Source organism: Pseudoalteromonas sp. BSi20439 (assembly GCF_000241165.1).
GTDB lineage: Bacteria > Pseudomonadota > Gammaproteobacteria > Enterobacterales > Alteromonadaceae > Pseudoalteromonas.
In genome coordinates this window covers 1-16,482 of record NZ_BADW01000114.1, presented here as the reverse complement: position 1 = coordinate 16,482, position 16,482 = coordinate 1, and the positions used below count along the sequence as shown (strand labels likewise).

General features: G+C 39.1%; 16 protein-coding genes. 7 read left to right on the top strand and 9 right to left on the bottom strand.

The window, feature by feature from the left end; translation table 11 throughout:
* Nucleotides 1-156 precede the first annotated feature (156 nt).
* Genes P20439_RS10620 through P20439_RS10610 form a run of 3 tightly spaced genes read right to left on the bottom strand, consistent with a single transcriptional unit; the run spans nucleotide 157 to nucleotide 2,955 of the window.
* Nucleotides 157-1,365, bottom strand: coding sequence for an ABC transporter permease (locus P20439_RS10620; RefSeq protein ID WP_008113802.1), 1,209 nt, complete (start codon nucleotides 1,363-1,365; stop codon nucleotides 157-159).
* Nucleotides 1,358-2,146, bottom strand: coding sequence for an ABC transporter ATP-binding protein (locus P20439_RS10615; protein WP_008113800.1), 789 nt, complete (start codon nucleotides 2,144-2,146; stop codon nucleotides 1,358-1,360). The genes P20439_RS10620 and P20439_RS10615 overlap by 8 nt, the downstream gene beginning before the upstream one ends.
* The gene (locus tag P20439_RS10610) at nucleotides 2,143-2,955 is read right to left on the bottom strand and encodes a DUF3025 domain-containing protein (RefSeq protein WP_008113798.1); all 813 of its coding nucleotides are present in this window, start codon (nucleotides 2,953-2,955) and stop codon (nucleotides 2,143-2,145) included. The genes P20439_RS10615 and P20439_RS10610 overlap by 4 nt, the downstream gene beginning before the upstream one ends.
* A gap of 107 nt (nucleotides 2,956-3,062) precedes the next feature.
* On the opposite strand from P20439_RS10610, the gene P20439_RS10605 reads away from it, so the two are divergent.
* Nucleotides 3,063-4,688: a M28 family metallopeptidase gene (locus P20439_RS10605; RefSeq protein WP_008113796.1), complete on the top strand. Its 1,626-nt coding sequence runs from the start codon at nucleotides 3,063-3,065 to the stop codon at nucleotides 4,686-4,688.
* Between the two features lie 88 nt (nucleotides 4,689-4,776).
* Complete coding sequence (locus tag P20439_RS10600; protein WP_008113794.1) at nucleotides 4,777-5,946, top strand: putative manganese transporter; 1,170 nt, start codon at nucleotides 4,777-4,779, stop codon at nucleotides 5,944-5,946.
* A gap of 88 nt (nucleotides 5,947-6,034) precedes the next feature.
* Here the strand turns inward: P20439_RS10600 and P20439_RS10595 are convergent, their stop codons facing one another.
* The 6 genes from P20439_RS10595 to seqA form a co-directional block, all read right to left on the bottom strand.
* Complete coding sequence (locus P20439_RS10595) at nucleotides 6,035-7,609, bottom strand: dihydrolipoyllysine-residue acetyltransferase (RefSeq protein ID WP_008466737.1); 1,575 nt, start codon at nucleotides 7,607-7,609, stop codon at nucleotides 6,035-6,037.
* Between the two features lie 8 nt (nucleotides 7,610-7,617).
* On the bottom strand, nucleotides 7,618-8,595 hold the full coding sequence (locus P20439_RS10590; protein WP_008466735.1) for an alpha-ketoacid dehydrogenase subunit beta: 978 nt from the start codon (nucleotides 8,593-8,595) through the stop codon (nucleotides 7,618-7,620).
* Nucleotides 8,595-9,809: a thiamine pyrophosphate-dependent dehydrogenase E1 component subunit alpha gene (locus tag P20439_RS10585; RefSeq protein WP_008466734.1), complete on the bottom strand. Its 1,215-nt coding sequence runs from the start codon at nucleotides 9,807-9,809 to the stop codon at nucleotides 8,595-8,597. Before P20439_RS10585 ends, P20439_RS10590 begins: the two co-directional genes overlap by 1 nt.
* A 265-nt stretch (nucleotides 9,810-10,074) precedes the next feature.
* Complete coding sequence (astE, locus tag P20439_RS10580; RefSeq protein WP_008466732.1) at nucleotides 10,075-11,127, bottom strand: succinylglutamate desuccinylase; 1,053 nt, start codon at nucleotides 11,125-11,127, stop codon at nucleotides 10,075-10,077.
* A gap of 83 nt (nucleotides 11,128-11,210) precedes the next feature.
* Entirely contained in the window at nucleotides 11,211-12,848 is a 1,638-nt protein-coding gene (gene pgm, locus P20439_RS10575; RefSeq protein WP_008466730.1) for a phosphoglucomutase (alpha-D-glucose-1,6-bisphosphate-dependent), read from the bottom strand.
* A gap of 9 nt (nucleotides 12,849-12,857) precedes the next feature.
* Nucleotides 12,858-13,442 (bottom strand): replication initiation negative regulator SeqA, encoded by a 585-nt coding sequence (gene seqA / locus P20439_RS10570; RefSeq protein WP_008466729.1) that lies wholly within the window; start codon nucleotides 13,440-13,442, stop codon nucleotides 12,858-12,860.
* 485 nt (nucleotides 13,443-13,927) lie between these two features.
* On the opposite strand from seqA, the gene P20439_RS10565 reads away from it, so the two are divergent.
* The 5 genes from P20439_RS10565 (at nucleotide 13,928) to fur (ending at nucleotide 16,460) form a co-directional block, all read left to right on the top strand.
* On the top strand, nucleotides 13,928-14,695 hold the full coding sequence (locus P20439_RS10565) for an alpha/beta fold hydrolase (RefSeq protein WP_008466727.1): 768 nt from the start codon (nucleotides 13,928-13,930) through the stop codon (nucleotides 14,693-14,695).
* A gap of 95 nt (nucleotides 14,696-14,790) precedes the next feature.
* Entirely contained in the window at nucleotides 14,791-15,012 is a 222-nt protein-coding gene (locus tag P20439_RS10560; RefSeq protein WP_008113777.1) for a DUF2788 domain-containing protein, read from the top strand.
* A gap of 2 nt (nucleotides 15,013-15,014) precedes the next feature.
* The gene (ybfE, locus tag P20439_RS10555) at nucleotides 15,015-15,293 is read left to right on the top strand and encodes a LexA regulated protein (protein ID WP_008113775.1); all 279 of its coding nucleotides are present in this window, start codon (nucleotides 15,015-15,017) and stop codon (nucleotides 15,291-15,293) included.
* Between the two features lie 13 nt (nucleotides 15,294-15,306).
* On the top strand, nucleotides 15,307-15,834 hold the full coding sequence (gene fldA / locus P20439_RS10550) for a flavodoxin FldA (protein ID WP_008113772.1): 528 nt from the start codon (nucleotides 15,307-15,309) through the stop codon (nucleotides 15,832-15,834).
* A gap of 182 nt (nucleotides 15,835-16,016) precedes the next feature.
* Complete coding sequence (gene fur / locus P20439_RS10545) at nucleotides 16,017-16,460, top strand: ferric iron uptake transcriptional regulator (protein ID WP_008113768.1); 444 nt, start codon at nucleotides 16,017-16,019, stop codon at nucleotides 16,458-16,460.
* Nucleotides 16,461-16,482 lie beyond the last annotated feature (22 nt).

The window sequence follows — 16,482 nt, the reverse complement described above, 5'->3', positions numbered from 1 at the left end:
CTGTATGTATTTTTCATACAGCGGTTTTTTATTAATTGCTTATCTAGTAACTTTCAAACACAGAGCTTAGATTAAGCATATAGCACTCTCTCATCATGATAATTTATAAAAAAAGGTCGCTGTGCGACCTTTTTAAATACTTTGCAATTAAAATGGTTATCTAAACAACACGTCTTCGCGGTTAAACCACTTAACACAAAATGCCAGTAGCGCACCGGCTATCAGTGCCGTAGCTAAAAATATCAATCCAACCAGCGTGTAATCGACGGTGCCTTTAATAATTTCTTTAATCGCTAAGGCGACGTTAGTAACCGGAATAAAGGCTGTTTTAGCGGTCAGTTCCATATTAGGCATTATGGAAATAATAATTGGGAAAAATACCACCATACTTAATGGCGTCATGTAATTTTGTGCTTCTTTAAACGAACGTGCATAGATTGATATAGCCAATGCTAATGCAGAAAAAATAGCTGCAATTGGCAATAACAATACAAAAATCATCAGCAAGTCTGTAATACCTAATGTACTAAACGCGGCTTTAATAAACTCTAGATCAGCAAATGCGAGTGCTAATGCTATCCAACACCCCATACTAATCACGGTGATAGTAGTTGATGCGATTGAAGTAGTGAGTAGAGTTATAAATTTACCCAATACTAGCTCTGTACGAGTAATTGGCGTAAGTAGTAAAGTTTCTAACGTGCCACGTTCTTTTTCGCCAGCGCCTAAATCTATTGCTGGGTAAGTTGCCCCCATCAGTACTAACGGGATAAGTAAATAAGGTAAAAACCCACCTACTTTTTCACCTAAGTTTTCACGTTTGTCTGCAGTATCAACTTTAACCACATTAATTGGCTTTAAAATAGATTGTTGTGCGCTTTTATCAATACCAAAGCTTAATAGTTTACTTTCTTGAAGTGTATCGCTGTACTCTTTAGCAAGCTCTTTTACACGCTCAAATAAGAAGTTAATTGATTTTGAATCATTAAATACAACTTGCCATTCACTTTGCTTTTTATCATCTAATGTTTGCACTGCATCGCTTGGTAAGTATATGCCCATGTCGATATCGCCAGCAGTTACGCCTGCTTTTAGCTCCTCAACACTATTGAAGGTTTTATCGCCTTTATATAACTCAAAGCTTTTATGATAAAACACTTTATCAGTAAATTCTGGGGCAAAGTCGCCATTGATAATCGCATAAGTATTCACTTTTTGCTCTGCATCAAGCGCGGCTTGCGAAGAGATAAACGCAACCACAGCAAATAACAACGGAAAAACCACAATCGGAAATACCACCACGAACAACAAGGTTTTTTTATCGCGTAACAGCTCTGTTAATTCCTTTTTAAATACCTCAAACATCTTGCTTCTCCGTTAATATGTTCATAAACGCTTGGTTTAATTCTTCGCTGTTACCCGCTTGTTTAAATTCAGCGAGGGTGCCATCAAAACAACTTATACCTTCATTAATGACCGCTACACGGTCGCATAAAAGTGCAACTTCATCTAAATGGTGCGTTGAGAAAATAACCGGAGTTCCTTGTGCTTTTAAGCCTTTAATAAAGTTAATTACTGTTTGAGTGGTCATAATATCAAGCCCGGTAGTTGGCTCATCAAGAATAACAACATCTGGGTGATGCACTACAGCACGCGCTATATTGGCTTTTTGTTTCATACCGGTTGATAAGTTTTCAGCGCGCTTATCAATAAATTTATGCATATCGAGTAAGGTAAATAACTCTTCACAGCGTGCCTTGATTGCTTGCTTGCTCATGCCATGTAGCTTTGCAAAATATTCGATATTTTCTTTTACCGTTAGACGGCCATATAAACCAGTAGAGCCAGACAAAAACCCGATAGATTTACGCCCAATGAGTGGCTTTTTAATTATGTCATTTCCAGCAATAGTAATACTGCCATCATCCGGTTTTAATGCGGTTGAAATCATTCTTAAGGTGGTGGTTTTACCCGCGCCATTAGGCCCTAATAGCCCTAATACTTCGCCTTTTGCACAGCTAAAGCTGACATTTTTAACCGAGTGAAAATAATCTTTATCTTCGCGTGGGTCTATTTCATCTGTTTTATTTTTTTTATGATCTTTAGTGAGCTTAAACTTCTTTTTAAGCGCGGTGACTTCTATCATTTTCGTGTCCTTCGTTTCGGTCTAAAATAGTCCGTGTTGTCGTAAAATGATGAATTGTTATTCTCCTCACACCAACCAGGAACACCTAATAAGGGTAAGGGTGAAAGCTGTTTATTATCGGCTAAACAATCATCGTTTTTAATCATCTCATAAAGTCGCTGATCTAGGTACTGGTATTGCGTTACTAAATCTTTACAAAATATTTCATCCGGCACACTTACAAATAAGGCTTTGCCTGTGAGCCCAATATAAGGCTTAGTCAACATTTCATAATTAGCATGGCCAAACATAAATGGCGCTATGGTTTTACCCCACAGCTCTCTATGCTCTATAAACGCTGTTTTCCATTGGTGGTCTCTTAACCACTCTTTCCACTGTGATTCACTAATAGCTAAAACCACACCGCATTCGTCAAATAGGGTTAAAGCGTTACGATGTTTACTACGCTGTTTTAATCCATGCAACGCTATTTCATCAACATGACGCTGATTAATAAGGGCTTTTGTTTTTGGAAATAAGCACCAAATAAAACCACCAAACAGATCATGCCAATTTTGTTGGCGCGTGGGGACTTCCCCTGTTTCAAAAATGACTTGTTCATAATAGCGTTCAGCAAAGTCAACCTTGGCATCATCGATAAAACGAATGGGGAGATTATTTGCGTTTATGGCATTTAAGTACGGGGCAAAATACGCAGGTTCTGGCCAGTCTGTTTGTTGATGAATTTTAAACAGCTGACGTAAGTGAGCAAATGCCCCTGTGTTTAGGCTCGTTACTTGAAATTGTTCTGGGGGAGTAAAACGCTTCATTGTTACCTTTACTGTACATTTTTATCCGTGACAGTTTACCGCAAAAACTGGTTCTAATTAACAGAAGTTCATATACTAGGGCCACTTAGAACAAAAAAAGAGCCAATATGAAACGTTATTTTTCTTTGACCTTAATCACAACAGCGATTCTAGCGGGTTGTGCAACAACAAGTATCACTTCTGACGATGTTGCGAAAGGCTATAACAGCATTCAAGCCGATGAAATTGCTAAGCATGTAAAAGTGTTAGCCTCTGATGAGTTTGGTGGTCGTGCTCCTTCATCTGAAGGTGAAAAGCTTACGCTTGACTACTTAACAAAAGAATTTACTGCATTGGGTTTTGAACCGGGTAACGGTGATAGCTTTTTCCAAGAAGTACCGCTTGTATCATTAGAAGCAGACTCAGACATGGTGCTTAATATTGGCGGTAAAGACTACCAATACAAAAAAGACATGGTAATGGGTAGTAGCCGTATAAGTGCGCAAGAAGGGATTGAAAATTCAGAGCTGGTATTTGTCGGCTACGGTGTTAACGCACCTGAATATAACTGGAATGATTACGAAGGCCTAGATGTTAAGGGTAAAACCGTCGTGATGCTGGTAAACGATCCTGGTTTTGCAACTAAAGATCCAAACTTATTTACCGGTGATGCCATGACCTACTATGGCCGTTGGACTTATAAATACGAAGAAGCAAGCCGTCAAGGTGCAGCGGGCGCTATTATCATTCATGAAACAGCACCGGCGTCTTACCCTTGGTCAGTGGTTGAGAACTCGTGGAGTGGCGAGCAGTTTGGTTTTGTAAAAGATAATAACAACATGGATCGTGTTGCTGTTGAAGGTTGGGTTACTGTTGATGTAGCAAAAGAGCTATTTACTAAAGCAGGCCTTGATTTTGATACTGCTAAAGCAGAAGCGGCTAAAGGCGCTTACCATGTAGATATGGGCGATTTAGCTGCCACTGTGAATGTAAAAAATACCATCAAAAAATCGGTATCATATAACTTTATTGCCACTCTTCCGGGTAGTAAAACGCCAGATGAGCATATTATTTACTCTGCGCATTGGGATCATTTAGGAACGGATAAAAATCGTAAAGGCGATCAAATTTATAATGGTGCCCATGATAATGCGACAGGTACTGCCGGTATGATCGAAGTGGCTGAAGCCTTTACTAAACTAGGTAAACGCCCTGACCGTTCAATGACCTTTTTAGCGGTAACCGCTGAAGAACAAGGTTTACTTGGCTCAAAATATTACGCCGCGAACCCGGTTATTCCAGCAAATAAAACCGTTGCAAATATTAATATGGATAGCTTAAACCTATTAGGTAAAGTAAAAGATATTAGTGTTGTAGGTATTGGTAAATCACAAATGGATGAACTATTAGCTACTGCTGCAAAGGAGCAAGGCAGAACAGTATCGGGCGACCCTAAGCCATCTTCAGGTGGTTACTACCGCTCTGATCACTTTGCCTTTGCCAATATGGGTGTACCTGCTATGTATGCTGGTGGTGGTTCAGAAGCGTTTGATGAAGAAACGGCTAATTACCGCAAGCGTATGAGCCTAGTACTGCGTGGCTGTTACCACCAGCCTTGTGATAGATATCGCGATGAGTGGGATTTATCAGGTGCGGTTCAAGATTTACAATTATTTTATAAAGTAGGTTTTGATATTTCGCAGCAAACTCAATGGCCTACTTGGAATGAAAACTCAGAGTTTCAACGTAAATAAGCATTTTCAATCAACCCTTCAAATGATATTGATTATCATTTAATAAAATAGTACAGTGCGATCTAGTTTCTTAATTAGGTCGTACTGTATGTTTTTAACAGAACATTTAGGAGTTATTTCGCCAGCTGCAAAACGTGTTTTTCATCAAAATAAACGCCTAATTTTACCACTGTTAATTTTAGTCTGTTTAGCCTTGCCCAGCTTACGCACTATAACAATCACTGCACTCAGTGATGCTTTTTTTCAAGTCAGTGTGTTTGTTGCTGCTACCTTATTTATTTACTACTACGCGATTGATCATTTACCCCAACTAGAGCTTCGTTATCTAAATGCTAAGTCTCCTGTGTTAGAGGTCAGCTTTGCTGCTTTTTTAGGTATGCTGCCAGGCTGTGGTGGTGCAATCATTGTGGTTACTCAATTTACCAAGGGACAAGCAAGCTTTGGGGCTATTGTCGCGGTATTAACAGCAACTATGGGTGATGCTGCGTTTTTATTATTAGCTACCCGCCCTACTGACGGGTTAACAATAATGGCCATAGGCTTAGTCGTTGGAACGCTAGCAGGCTTACTGGTTAATAAACTACATAAAACGGGTTATTTATGCCCTACCAATCAAAAGCAAACACAACCGGTGACTGTATTGCCAACCAGAATAATAAAGTTGAGCAAGCCTATTTGGTTAATGGCTATTATTCCTGGATTATTGATTGCTTTTATACTGGCATTTAATATTGATTTAAGCCAATTTGGCAATCATGTAGTAAATGCGGTCAGCTTTTTTGGTGCTTTAATGGCACTATTTGTGGTGTTTATGTGGGCGCTATCATCAAAAGGTGAAAGCTATAAAGAAGTAACCTCAGAAGATGATGTATGCAGTCCGCCTTCAAAAATAACAAAAGTACTTCAAGATACTCATTTTGTAACTGCGTGGGTGGTTGCCTCCTTTGTGTTATTTGAACTACTGGTTACCGTGTTTGGCCTTGATTTAAAAACATGGTTTTTAAATTTTGCCTATTTAGCACCGTTTATTGCGGTATTAATTGGCTTTTTACCCGGTTGTGGACCGCAAATCATTGTCACCACGTTATACATTCAAGGCGCGATACCGTTTAGTGCTTTAGCTGCGAACGCCATTTCTAATGATGGCGATGCGCTTTTCCCTGCCATTGCTATGGCACCCAAAGCGGCCATTATTGCCACACTATATACCGCAGTTCCGGCGTTATTAGTGGGTTATGGACTGTATTTTTTCAGCTAAATCGCTTTACCTTTTATTAATTTACTTTTCAAGATATAAAAAACCAGCTAATTTGCTGGTTTTTTTATTAAAAACTTAATGAAAAAGATTAGCGCATTGCCATCATCATTTTAGCTGGTTGCTCTAAGTATTCTTTCCATAAATTGTTAAAGCGCGCTATCGTGCCGCCATCAATTACACGGTGATCACCTGACCAACTTACTTGCATAATTGCACGTGAAACTACCTGCCCATGCTGATCAAAGCGTGGAAGGTGCTGTAATTTACCAAGTGCCACAATCGCGACTTCTGGCTTATTTATGATTGGCGTTGCAATAGTGCCGCCAATTGCACCAATGTTAGAAATGCTAATAGTGCCACCTTTTAAATCATCAGGTGCAACTCGCCCTTCGCGAGCAGAATCAGTAAGCTGAGTTAAACTGTTAGCAACCTCTACAATGCTTTTAGTTTGACAAGCTTTAATATTAGGCACTAATAAACCCACTTTAGAATCTACCGCAACTCCAATGTTATGATCGTCATAGTAAGTAATTTCGCTACAATCATCATTTACTTTTGAGTTAAGTACTGGAAATTGACTCATAGCCAACGATAACGCCTTAATAAAGAATGGCATCATAGTTAACTTAACGCCCTGAGCTTTATATTGCTCTTTCAGATCAGTTCTAAGTGCAATTAAATCAGTTAAGTCAATTTCATCACTGTAGGTAAAATGTGGAATAGTAGAAACCGACGCTACCATTTGTTTTGCCATGGCCGCTTTAATACCTTTAATCGCTTCTGTTCGCGTTCCACCTGTGCTCGCTGTATGTTCAGTACTGCTTGGTTTTTTACTCTCAGTAGTCTGTGGTTTGTTAAGCTCAGAAGTATCCATACCAGATGGCACTTCATTTTTTATAAACGCTTCAATATCTTGTTTATAAATACGACCATTTTTACCACTGCCTGGTACGCAAGTTAAATCTACATCAAGCTCTCGCGCTTTACGTCTAACCGCAGGTGAGGCAACTGCTTTTTCGTTAACAATCGCAGTTTGTGGTTGTGTTTGTTTAACCGGTGCATCGGTAGTTGCATTGCTTTGTGCTTTTACGACCGCTTGATTAACATCAACATCTTCTTTTGCAACTTGACCTGCTATGGTCATTTGAAACAACGGGCTGTGTACTTTGGCAATTTCACCTTTTTGATAATATAGCTTTTGTACAGTACCGGTATATTTAGCCGGTATCTGTACCAACGCTTTATCAGTCATTACATCACAAACAGCTTGGTCTTCTTCAATCTCATCGCCTTCTGCTACTAACCACTCTACAATTTCACACTCAACAATACCTTCACCAATATCGGGTAAGATAAAATCTTCTAAGTGTTCACGAGTAGATGTTGGTGCCGATGATGTTTCAGTCTTTTCGCTGGGTGCTTCCCCGGCAACATCCATTGCAAATAATGGCGCATGCACTTTAGCAATATCGCCTTTTTTGCAATGCAGCTTAGTGATCACCCCATCGTGTACCGCAGGAATTTGCACTAAGGCTTTATCTGTCATCACATCACAAATAGGCTGATCTTCTTTTACTGTATCACCTTCTTGTACCAGCCATTCGACTACTTCGCATTCAACAATGCCTTCACCAATGTCGGGTAATATAAAATCTTTAGCCATGGAAACCCCTAAAAGTTCACTGATTGTTTAATTGCGGCCATTACTTTCAATGCATCTGGAACATATTCTTTTTCAAGCGCCAGCGGGTATGGTGTATCTAAACCACAGACACGTAAAATAGGTGACTCTAAATGCAAGAAACACTCTTGAGCGATGGTTGCCGCAATTTCGGCGCCAAAACCATTAGTAATAGGTGCTTCATGACTAACAATAAGCCGACCCGTTTTTGTCACTGATTTAGCAATCGTTTCAACGTCCCACGGTAAAATACTGCGAAGGTCAATCACCTCACAGCTAATACCTTGCTCGCTGGCTTGTTTAGCGGCTGCTTCTACGATTTCCATTTGTGCGCCCCACGCCAATAAAGTAACGTCAGTGCCCTCTTGAACTACCTCAGCTTTACCTAGTTCAATGCTGTAATCTTCTTCTGGCACTTCACCCGTAGATGCACGATATAAACGTTTTGGCTCAAAAAATAGCACTGGGTTATCGTCTTTAATACATGCGCGAAGTAAGCCTTTAGCTTGATAAGGGTTACGTGGCACGACAATTTTTAACCCTGGTGTATGGGCAAAATACGCTTCTGGCGATTGCGAGTGATACAAACCACCAGCAATACCGCCGCCGTAAGGTGTGCGTATTGTTAGATTACCCACGTTGAATTCATTACCACTACGGTAACGAAACTTAGCCGATTCATTCACTATTTGGTCAAACGCAGGAAAGATGTAATCAGCAAATTGAATCTCAGCAAGCGCTGGTGCACCAAATGCGGCCAAGCCATTAGCAAAACCTAAAATGCCTTGCTCTGTAAGCGGCGTGTTGAACACTCGGTGCTTACCGTATTTTTCTTGTAAGCCTGATGTTGCTCTAAAAACACCGCCAAAATAACCCACGTCTTCACCAAAAATACACGCTTGAGGGTGCTCATTCATAGTGATTTCTAAAGCAGAATTAATTGCATGTAGCATGTTCATTTTAGCCATTACTTAATTCTCCCTGCTGTTGTTGGGTAGGCATCAGGATGGGCTTTTATATGTGTTTTAAGCTCATCATATTGGCGTTGTAAAGATGGAATTGGTGTATCGTACACATCAGAAATCAGCTCTTCTAAGGCTGGTTTATCAATTACTTCAGCGCGTTTAAGTGCCGCCAAAATATCATCACGAATTGTTTCTTTCGCTTTTATATCTTCTGCGTCATCTAACCAGTTTTGTTTTACTAGCCATTTTCTAAAGCGCTCAATTGGGCACGCCTTATAGTTTGCTTCTTCATCTTTTGAACGGTAGCCACTAGGATCATCTGACGTTGAGTGCGCCCCTAAACGATAAGCTATCGATTCAATCAGTACAGGTTCACCTTGAGTTGCTGCAATTTCTCGGGCTTTTTTAGTTGCTGCATAAACAGCGAGTGCATCGCTGCCATCAACACGTATGGTTTTAATACCATACCCTACGCCACGCGATGCAATACCATCACCTTTAAATTGTTCATCAGCTGGGGTAGAAATAGCATAACCATTATTACGTGCAAAAAAGATAACCGGTGCCTTGTGCACTGCAGCCATGTTAAGACCTGCGTGAAAATCACCTTCTGAAGCGGCACCTTCACCAAAATAACAAATGGTGACGTTATCAATAGTGCTTGCTAGTTCACCTGTTTTAGCATCGATATGTTTTACTTTTTGACCGTATGCGTAACCGGTGGCCTGTGGAATTTGAGTTCCTAATGGCGATGAAATTGTCATGTAGTTAAGTGCTTTAGAACCATAATGGATCGGCATTTGACGGCCTTTACCAAGATCTAATTCGTTAGAAAACATCTGATTCATAAATTGGTCAAGCGTAAAACCACGGTAATGCAACGCCGCTTGCTCACGGTATTGCGCCATAATCATATCATCTTGATCAAGGGCTGCCGCAGAGGCTGTTACGGCAGCCTCTTCACCTAAACACTGCATGTAAAAGCTAACACGGCCTTGGCGTTGAGCACCCTGCATACGTTCATCCAATAAACGAATAAAACGCATGGTTTCGTATAATTTAATAGCGGTTTGTTTAGAAATGTCAGGTGCAGGAGCACTAGGATGAATGTCGCCGTCCTCAGTTAAAATACTAAGGGTTGGAATATTAAGCGCGTGGCCGTCGATGAACTCAAGCTCATGGTTAATATTCAGCGATACGTTATTGGGATTACTCATAACCTACCTTCTCTTGTTGTCGGTATCACAGTGCCCCTTTAAATTATTATTATGGGTGATTGTTGCTGAATAAACTTTGCAACATCTGCACTGTATTTAATTAAAGCTGCCAATACTTTACGTTAACGTAAAGTGTTATTCAACAAAACTGTGACCAAACAAAAGTAAATATTGAGCAAAAAACTGGCAAGTTAACTATACATAAAATTAACCACTTATTAATCAGTTGGTTAAACTTTAATAACAAGTGGTCTGATGTGTTGAATTAACTAAAGCGGCTGTCTACTTGCATAGGAACAACCGTTAATAGTGCACGTTGTCCAATAGCAACTTGTGCGTTAGGAAAAATAATCGCTTCCCCTTCTACGTCCGCATAAATTGCATTATCGCCATCAGTTGCTAAAAGCTCACCCTTTGCAAAGCCTGTAAAGTTCTCGGCATCATCAGAAAACGGAAAGCTAAAGTTTTGTTCTGTTCGGTTAATTGTGCGATGAACAGAAAACAACTCAAAGTCATTTGCATTAAATTTAGGGTATTCCACTTCTTTTTGACTAATTAATGCAGTTAATGTTTGCTTGGTTTTTGCAAAGCGTGACATGTCGTTTTCACCAAAGGGTTTTACTTGCCCAAGCTCAACGGTAAACGAATCAGCCCCATGCACAAACGATGAATAGTAGCTAAACGTGGTAGCAGGTGATTTCATCATTAATACCGTATTCACACCACAACTTAATAAAAATTGCAGTTGCGACTTTTTCCACGGCTTACCATGTAAAAATGGGTAAACAGCAAACTTTTCATTTTTAGAACCACGAATAGCGGTATGTAAATCATAATGACAGCGATACGTGTCCTGCTCTGAGCGTGCATAAAAATCGCTAACGTAATGTTCAAGTTTTGCAGCACGAACACGTTCGTCGTTCATCGCAATGCCATCAACTGTGTGGTGCCCATTAAATAAGCGATTTAAGTTCTCTTCTACAAAGCGTTTACCAATATTAATTGACTGAGGGTTACCAAAAATAAATAAAACCCGTTGTTGTAATTCAAGTTGCCCACTAATAATGTGTTTAATCAGTTCATCGCAAATTTCAATGGGGGCTGTTTCATTGCCATGAATGGCACTTGAAAGCACCACATTCTTTGACGTTATACAATCAGGTTCAAACTCAATCACACCGGTATCATGCACAGTTACTTGCGTATTATTATTAAGGGTAAATTGGCCTGCATCCAAATGCCATTCATGGTTTCGAGAAAGCGTTAAAAAATCACCATCTTGTTTTAATTGATTAATATATTCTGAAGTGGCTGACATCACTATAAGAGCCCTTTTTGTTTTATAAATTGTAGATACAAAAACGGCTGAATAAATCAGCCGTTTTTAATTTTAATAGCAGATTAGCTAATTACTGAATCAACCAGTTTTTTAGCTTCTTTTTCTAATAAGGCTAAGTGCTCTTCGCCTTTAAATGATTCTAGATATATTTTATATATATCTTCAGTACCTGAAGGACGCGCTGCAAACCAGCCGCTTTCAGTTACTACTTTTAAACCACCAATTGCCGCATTATTACCTGGCGCATGAGTAAGTTTTTGTAAAATGGCTTCACCCGCTAAGGTATCTGCTTTTACGTCATTAGCACTGAGCGCTTTTAATCGTGACTTTTGCTCATGCGTTGCCGGCGCATCTAAACGTTTATAAAGTGGCGCACCAAACTCTTGCTCTCGTTCTTTATATAACGCAGACGGAGTTTTACCTGTAACTGCAAGAATTTCAGCGGCAAGTAGTCCCATGATAAAGCCATCTTTATCTGTACACCAAACCGTGCCATCAAAACGTAAAAAAGCAGCACCAGCACTTTCTTCACCACCAAAAGCCAATTTACCTTTATTTAACCCCTCAACAAACCATTTAAAACCAACCGGCACTTCTTTAACTTTACGGTTATTACGCTCAGTGACTTTATCAATCATTGAGCTAGAAACGAGGGTTTTACCAATTTCAACACTGGCATCCCAGTCACGATGTATTAGTAAATAATCAATGGCTACCGCTAAAAAATGATTTGGATTCATTAATCCGTCTGGTGTTACTATGCCATGGCGGTCATAATCAGGGTCATTACCTATCGATAAATCAAAATCATCTTTAAGGGCAATTAAATTCGCCATTGAATAAGGCGATGAGCAATCCATACGAATTTTGCCATCTTTATCAAGTGGCATAAATGCAAAACGCGGATCAACACTGTCATTCACAACGGTTAAATCTAGTTTATATTTTTTAGCAATCACTGGCCAAAAGTTAATGCCTGAACCACCTAATGGATCAATACCAATTTTAATGCCTGCATCACTAATCGCTTTTAAGTTAACAATGTTTTCAAGATCATTGATGTAAGGTGTCATTAAATCTTCATAGCGGATAAAACCAGAACGCGACGCTTTAGCAAACGGAAACAGTTCTACTTCAACTAAGTCTTCTAGTAAAAGCTGATTGGCTCTATCTTCAATCCATTTTGTTACATCTGTATCTGCAGGGCCGCCATTAGGTGGGTTATATTTGAACCCGCCATCTTCAGGAGGATTATGAGACGGAGTAACAACAATACCATCGGCTAATTCATTTGGGTGATTTTTATTATAACTAACAATAGCGTGGCTAATTACCGGCGTTGGTGTGAAGTCGCCATTTTCTTGGGTGATCACTTGCACTTCGTTAGCAACCAGCACTTCTATCGCTGAGTTAAAGGCGGCTTCGCTTAACGCGTGGGTGTCTTTACCTAAAAATAATGGACCAAATATATCGTTTTGCTTTCTGTAATCACAAATAGCTTGGGTAATTGATAATATATGTGACTCATTAAATTTCACATCATACGCACAACCACGGTGCCCTGAGGTTCCAAAGGCAACACAATGTTCTGGGTTTTGCTCTAGATCAGGCTCATTTAAATAATACGCAGACACTAGCTTTGGTACATTCACTAAAACCGATTGTGGTGCAGTTTTGCCTGCGCCGGAATGAATTGCCATGGTATTTCCTTAAAGATAATCACGAATTTTTTCAGCTTGCTCATTGCTATAGCCTAAGCTAAGTGCAACTTCATGCAGCATCATTTTTTTACGTGTAGTATTCGAATTGGTCATCACCCAATATTCACTGTCGGTGATGTTTTTAGGGTTCATACTACTGCCGCTATTGACTAAGTCTTCTTTACTGGTCGCAAAATAAACACGATCGCGGCCTTTTATATCAAGCACTGCTGAAAAGTCAGTTTTGTGCGTTCGGTAAAATGCACTTAATATAAATAAGAAACGACCAACAACACCTTTTTGCATTGCCAGTTCTTCTTTATTTAAAATATTAAATACGTTTGCATTCTTTTTATTTACTGGCGGTTTCGCCACAGAGACTGGCTGTTCAACGACAGCTACTTGTTGTTCTTCAGATGAATTAGACACACTAACGGTTTCATTTTTATGATCAGTGTCTGATTTTGTGGTGTGAATTTTTTCGCCGCTGAGATTTAATAAACGACGTAAAATAGTCGATGCACTTTCACCAATACTCTGGGTATTGCTAGCAATGTACTGATATAACTCGTCGTCTATGTCGATTTGTTTCATGTTCTTCCTGTCATTACGGGTCACATTTTTCTTTCGATATGATTATACCCAAATCACCTCAAGATGCGAGTTTCAGTTGGAATTAAAAGCGATTTAGGCAAGGCATTGATTACAAACAATTGTCATTCTATTGCTAAAATCAATAACGCAGTATAAATCGCTTTTAAACCAACCCTCTGGGCGTTTCACAGGAACTTACTCTCATCGTTGTTAATTTTTAAAAGGGATTGCCATTGTTGCAAACTAACGCCTTGATATTAAGCCCCGGTGAAACGCTGAATTCTGTATCTTGTGATGGTTTGGGTATATACCCAATCCAGTTAGAAATGCGAGTTACAACCCACGCTACCCTAAACATATAATTAATAATGACCAAATAATCAGGGAGCTAGCTATCTTTGCATCCAGCGTTTAAATAATATCTGTATTTTTTGCTTTTTAAGTTAATGCTCGGCAAACTATGCGCAAAATTATGGGAGATGTTTATGCAATTAAATTACAAACAAATTGGTCAAGGTTCTGATGTTGTTTTGATCCATGGACTGTTTGGCTCTTTAGAAAATCTTAATGTGATTGCAAAGCCATTAAGTGAACACTTTCGCGTAACCAATGTCGATTTACGAAACCATGGTCTTTCCCCGCACAGTTATGAAATGGATTACTTAGCCATGGCCAATGACATTATGGAATTAATGGCGAAATTGAAAATACAAAAAGCCCATCTTGTAGGGCATTCCATGGGCGGTAAAGTGGCTATGCAAGTTGCATTAACCCATAGCGAATTGGTCGATAAATTAGTGGTACTTGATATCGCCCCAGTTAGCTACCCGGCTCGTCATACCCAAATCATTGAGGCATTAAATGCAGTAAAAAATGCCGATATTAGTGATAGAAAGCAAGCTGATTTAATAATGCAACCGTATATAGAAGAGTTAGGTGTACGTCAATTTTTACTAAAGAGTTTATATAAAAATGATGCAGGGAAATTTGTATGGCGATTCAATTTATCAGTGCTTGATAATAAATATTCAACAATTACCGACAACATTAATGCAAATAATTCTTGTTTATGCGAAACTCTGTTTATTAAAGGTAATGACTCTGACTACATATTAGCTGAGCACCGTGAAGCAATTAATTCGCTGTTTAAAAATGTAAGTGCAAAAATCATCCATGGTGCGGGTCATTGGTTGCATGCCCAAAAACCACAGGCTGTAAACAAAGCAATCAATGATTTTTTAACTGCAGTTTAATGTTATTTTTGTGGCGTGTTTTTGATTTATCACACTAAATAATTAAAGATTTATGTGCTATAGTACGCGCCGTTTAATTTAAAGGTTATACGTCGATGGTCAGTCAGTTTATTAACGAATTTGATACCTTAGGGTTGTATTTTGGCTTAGCAGGTATTTTTATTTTTATCGGCTTGGCAATAAAAGACGTACTGAAAAGCGGCAATGTGCCTAAATTTGGTCGTTATATTGTGTGGCTGGTACTTTTTTTAGGTTGCTCTGGCTTTATTGCCAAAGGACTTATTCAGGTATTTTGGCAAGGTGCGGGTGTAGGTTAAGCATGGCCAAGTCAGAAACAGATAGAACAACGCTTGATTTATTTGAATACGAGAAACGTCCAGGTAGACCAAAAACCAATCCCCTTCCACGGGATATGCAGTTAAAGGTCAATAAACGTAATCAAATAAAAAGAGATAAAGCACGTGGTTTAAAGCGTGTTGAATTTAAAGTTTCGTCACAGTTGTATCAGGCTTTGAGTGATATGGCAGATGCACAAAATATTAGCCGTAGTGCGTTGATCGAAACAATTTTACAAGAAAGATTGGCTATTGATAGATAAAAGGTTTAAATCCATGGCAAGTGTAGGCATTTTTTTCGGAAGTGACACAGGTAACACAGAACACGTAGCAAAAATGATCCAAAAAGAATTGGGTAAAAAGCTCGTTGCTGTGCATGACATTGCAAAAAGCTCTAAAGAAGAGATTGCTGAATTTGATCTGATCTTATTCGGTATTCCAACTTGGTACTATGGCGAAGCGCAGTGTGATTGGGATGACTTTTTTCCTGAGCTTGAAGAAGTAAGCTTTGAAGGTAAGCTAGTAGCTATTTTTGGCTGTGGCGACCAAGAAGACTATGCAGAATACTTCTTAGACGCTATGGGTATGATCAACGATATCGTAACAGAGCGTGGTGCTATTGTTGTTGGACATTGGCCAACAGACAGCTATGATTTTGAAGCATCAAAAGGTATGGCTGATGACAAGCACTTTGTAGGCTTAGGTATTGATGAAGACCGTCAGCCGGAACTAACAGAGCAACGCGTTAAACAATGGTGTGCTCAAGTATATGATGAAATGTGCTTAAGTGAGTTAGCAGATTAATCCCCCCTTTTTTATGCTAACTGTTTAAAATATTATCAAACAGTTAGCATTTTCCGCGTTAATATTGATATAGATCAATTGTTCTTTGCACTTCCTGCTAAGGCACGTTATCCTAACTGTTATTGTGACGAGTACATCTTGCAAGATGTCTAGTATAACTAAATAAAATTGAGACAGATTTAATGACTGATCATAACTTGGAACTTAAAAAAGCCGGGCTAAAGGTAACTTTACCGCGTATTAAAATTTTAGAGATTCTTCAATCTCCAGATAATCAACACATAAGCGCTGAAGATGTTTACAAGGTTTTATTAGATCTAGGCGAAGAAATTGGTCTTGCGACTGTTTACCGTGTTTTAAACCAATTTGATGATGCGGGTATTGTTAGCCGTCATCATTTTGAAGGTGGTAAGTCTGTATTTGAACTTTCTGGTAGTACTCACCATGACCATTTAGTATGTTTAAAATGTGGCAAAGTTGTTGAGTTTGAAGATGACTTAATTGAACGTCGTCAACTCGAGATTGCTGATGAAAACGGTATTAAGTTAACTAACCACTCTCTTTACCTGTACGGCGAGTGTGAAGATAAAGACGCATGTAAGGCGTTTGCACAAAACAATAGTTAATATTATTAATTGCATAAAAAAC

Coding starts and splice junctions, on each gene's coding strand:
- P20439_RS10620 (WP_008113802.1), bottom strand. CDS start 1,365: ATGTTTGAGGTATTTAAAAAGGAATTAACAGAGCTGTTACGCGATAAA.
- P20439_RS10615 (WP_008113800.1), bottom strand. CDS start 2,146: ATGATAGAAGTCACCGCGCTTAAAAAGAAGTTTAAGCTCACTAAAGAT.
- P20439_RS10610 (WP_008113798.1), bottom strand. CDS start 2,955: ATGAAGCGTTTTACTCCCCCAGAACAATTTCAAGTAACGAGCCTAAAC.
- P20439_RS10605 (WP_008113796.1), top strand. CDS start 3,063: ATGAAACGTTATTTTTCTTTGACCTTAATCACAACAGCGATTCTAGCG.
- P20439_RS10600 (WP_008113794.1), top strand. CDS start 4,777: ATGTTTTTAACAGAACATTTAGGAGTTATTTCGCCAGCTGCAAAACGT.
- P20439_RS10595 (WP_008466737.1), bottom strand. CDS start 7,609: ATGGCTAAAGATTTTATATTACCCGACATTGGTGAAGGCATTGTTGAA.
- P20439_RS10590 (WP_008466735.1), bottom strand. CDS start 8,595: ATGGCTAAAATGAACATGCTACATGCAATTAATTCTGCTTTAGAAATC.
- P20439_RS10585 (WP_008466734.1), bottom strand. CDS start 9,809: ATGAGTAATCCCAATAACGTATCGCTGAATATTAACCATGAGCTTGAG.
- astE (WP_008466732.1), bottom strand. CDS start 11,127: ATGTCAGCCACTTCAGAATATATTAATCAATTAAAACAAGATGGTGAT.
- pgm (WP_008466730.1), bottom strand. CDS start 12,848: ATGGCAATTCATTCCGGCGCAGGCAAAACTGCACCACAATCGGTTTTA.
- seqA (WP_008466729.1), bottom strand. CDS start 13,442: ATGAAACAAATCGACATAGACGACGAGTTATATCAGTACATTGCTAGC.
- P20439_RS10565 (WP_008466727.1), top strand. CDS start 13,928: ATGCAATTAAATTACAAACAAATTGGTCAAGGTTCTGATGTTGTTTTG.
- P20439_RS10560 (WP_008113777.1), top strand. CDS start 14,791: ATGGTCAGTCAGTTTATTAACGAATTTGATACCTTAGGGTTGTATTTT.
- ybfE (WP_008113775.1), top strand. CDS start 15,015: ATGGCCAAGTCAGAAACAGATAGAACAACGCTTGATTTATTTGAATAC.
- fldA (WP_008113772.1), top strand. CDS start 15,307: ATGGCAAGTGTAGGCATTTTTTTCGGAAGTGACACAGGTAACACAGAA.
- fur (WP_008113768.1), top strand. CDS start 16,017: ATGACTGATCATAACTTGGAACTTAAAAAAGCCGGGCTAAAGGTAACT.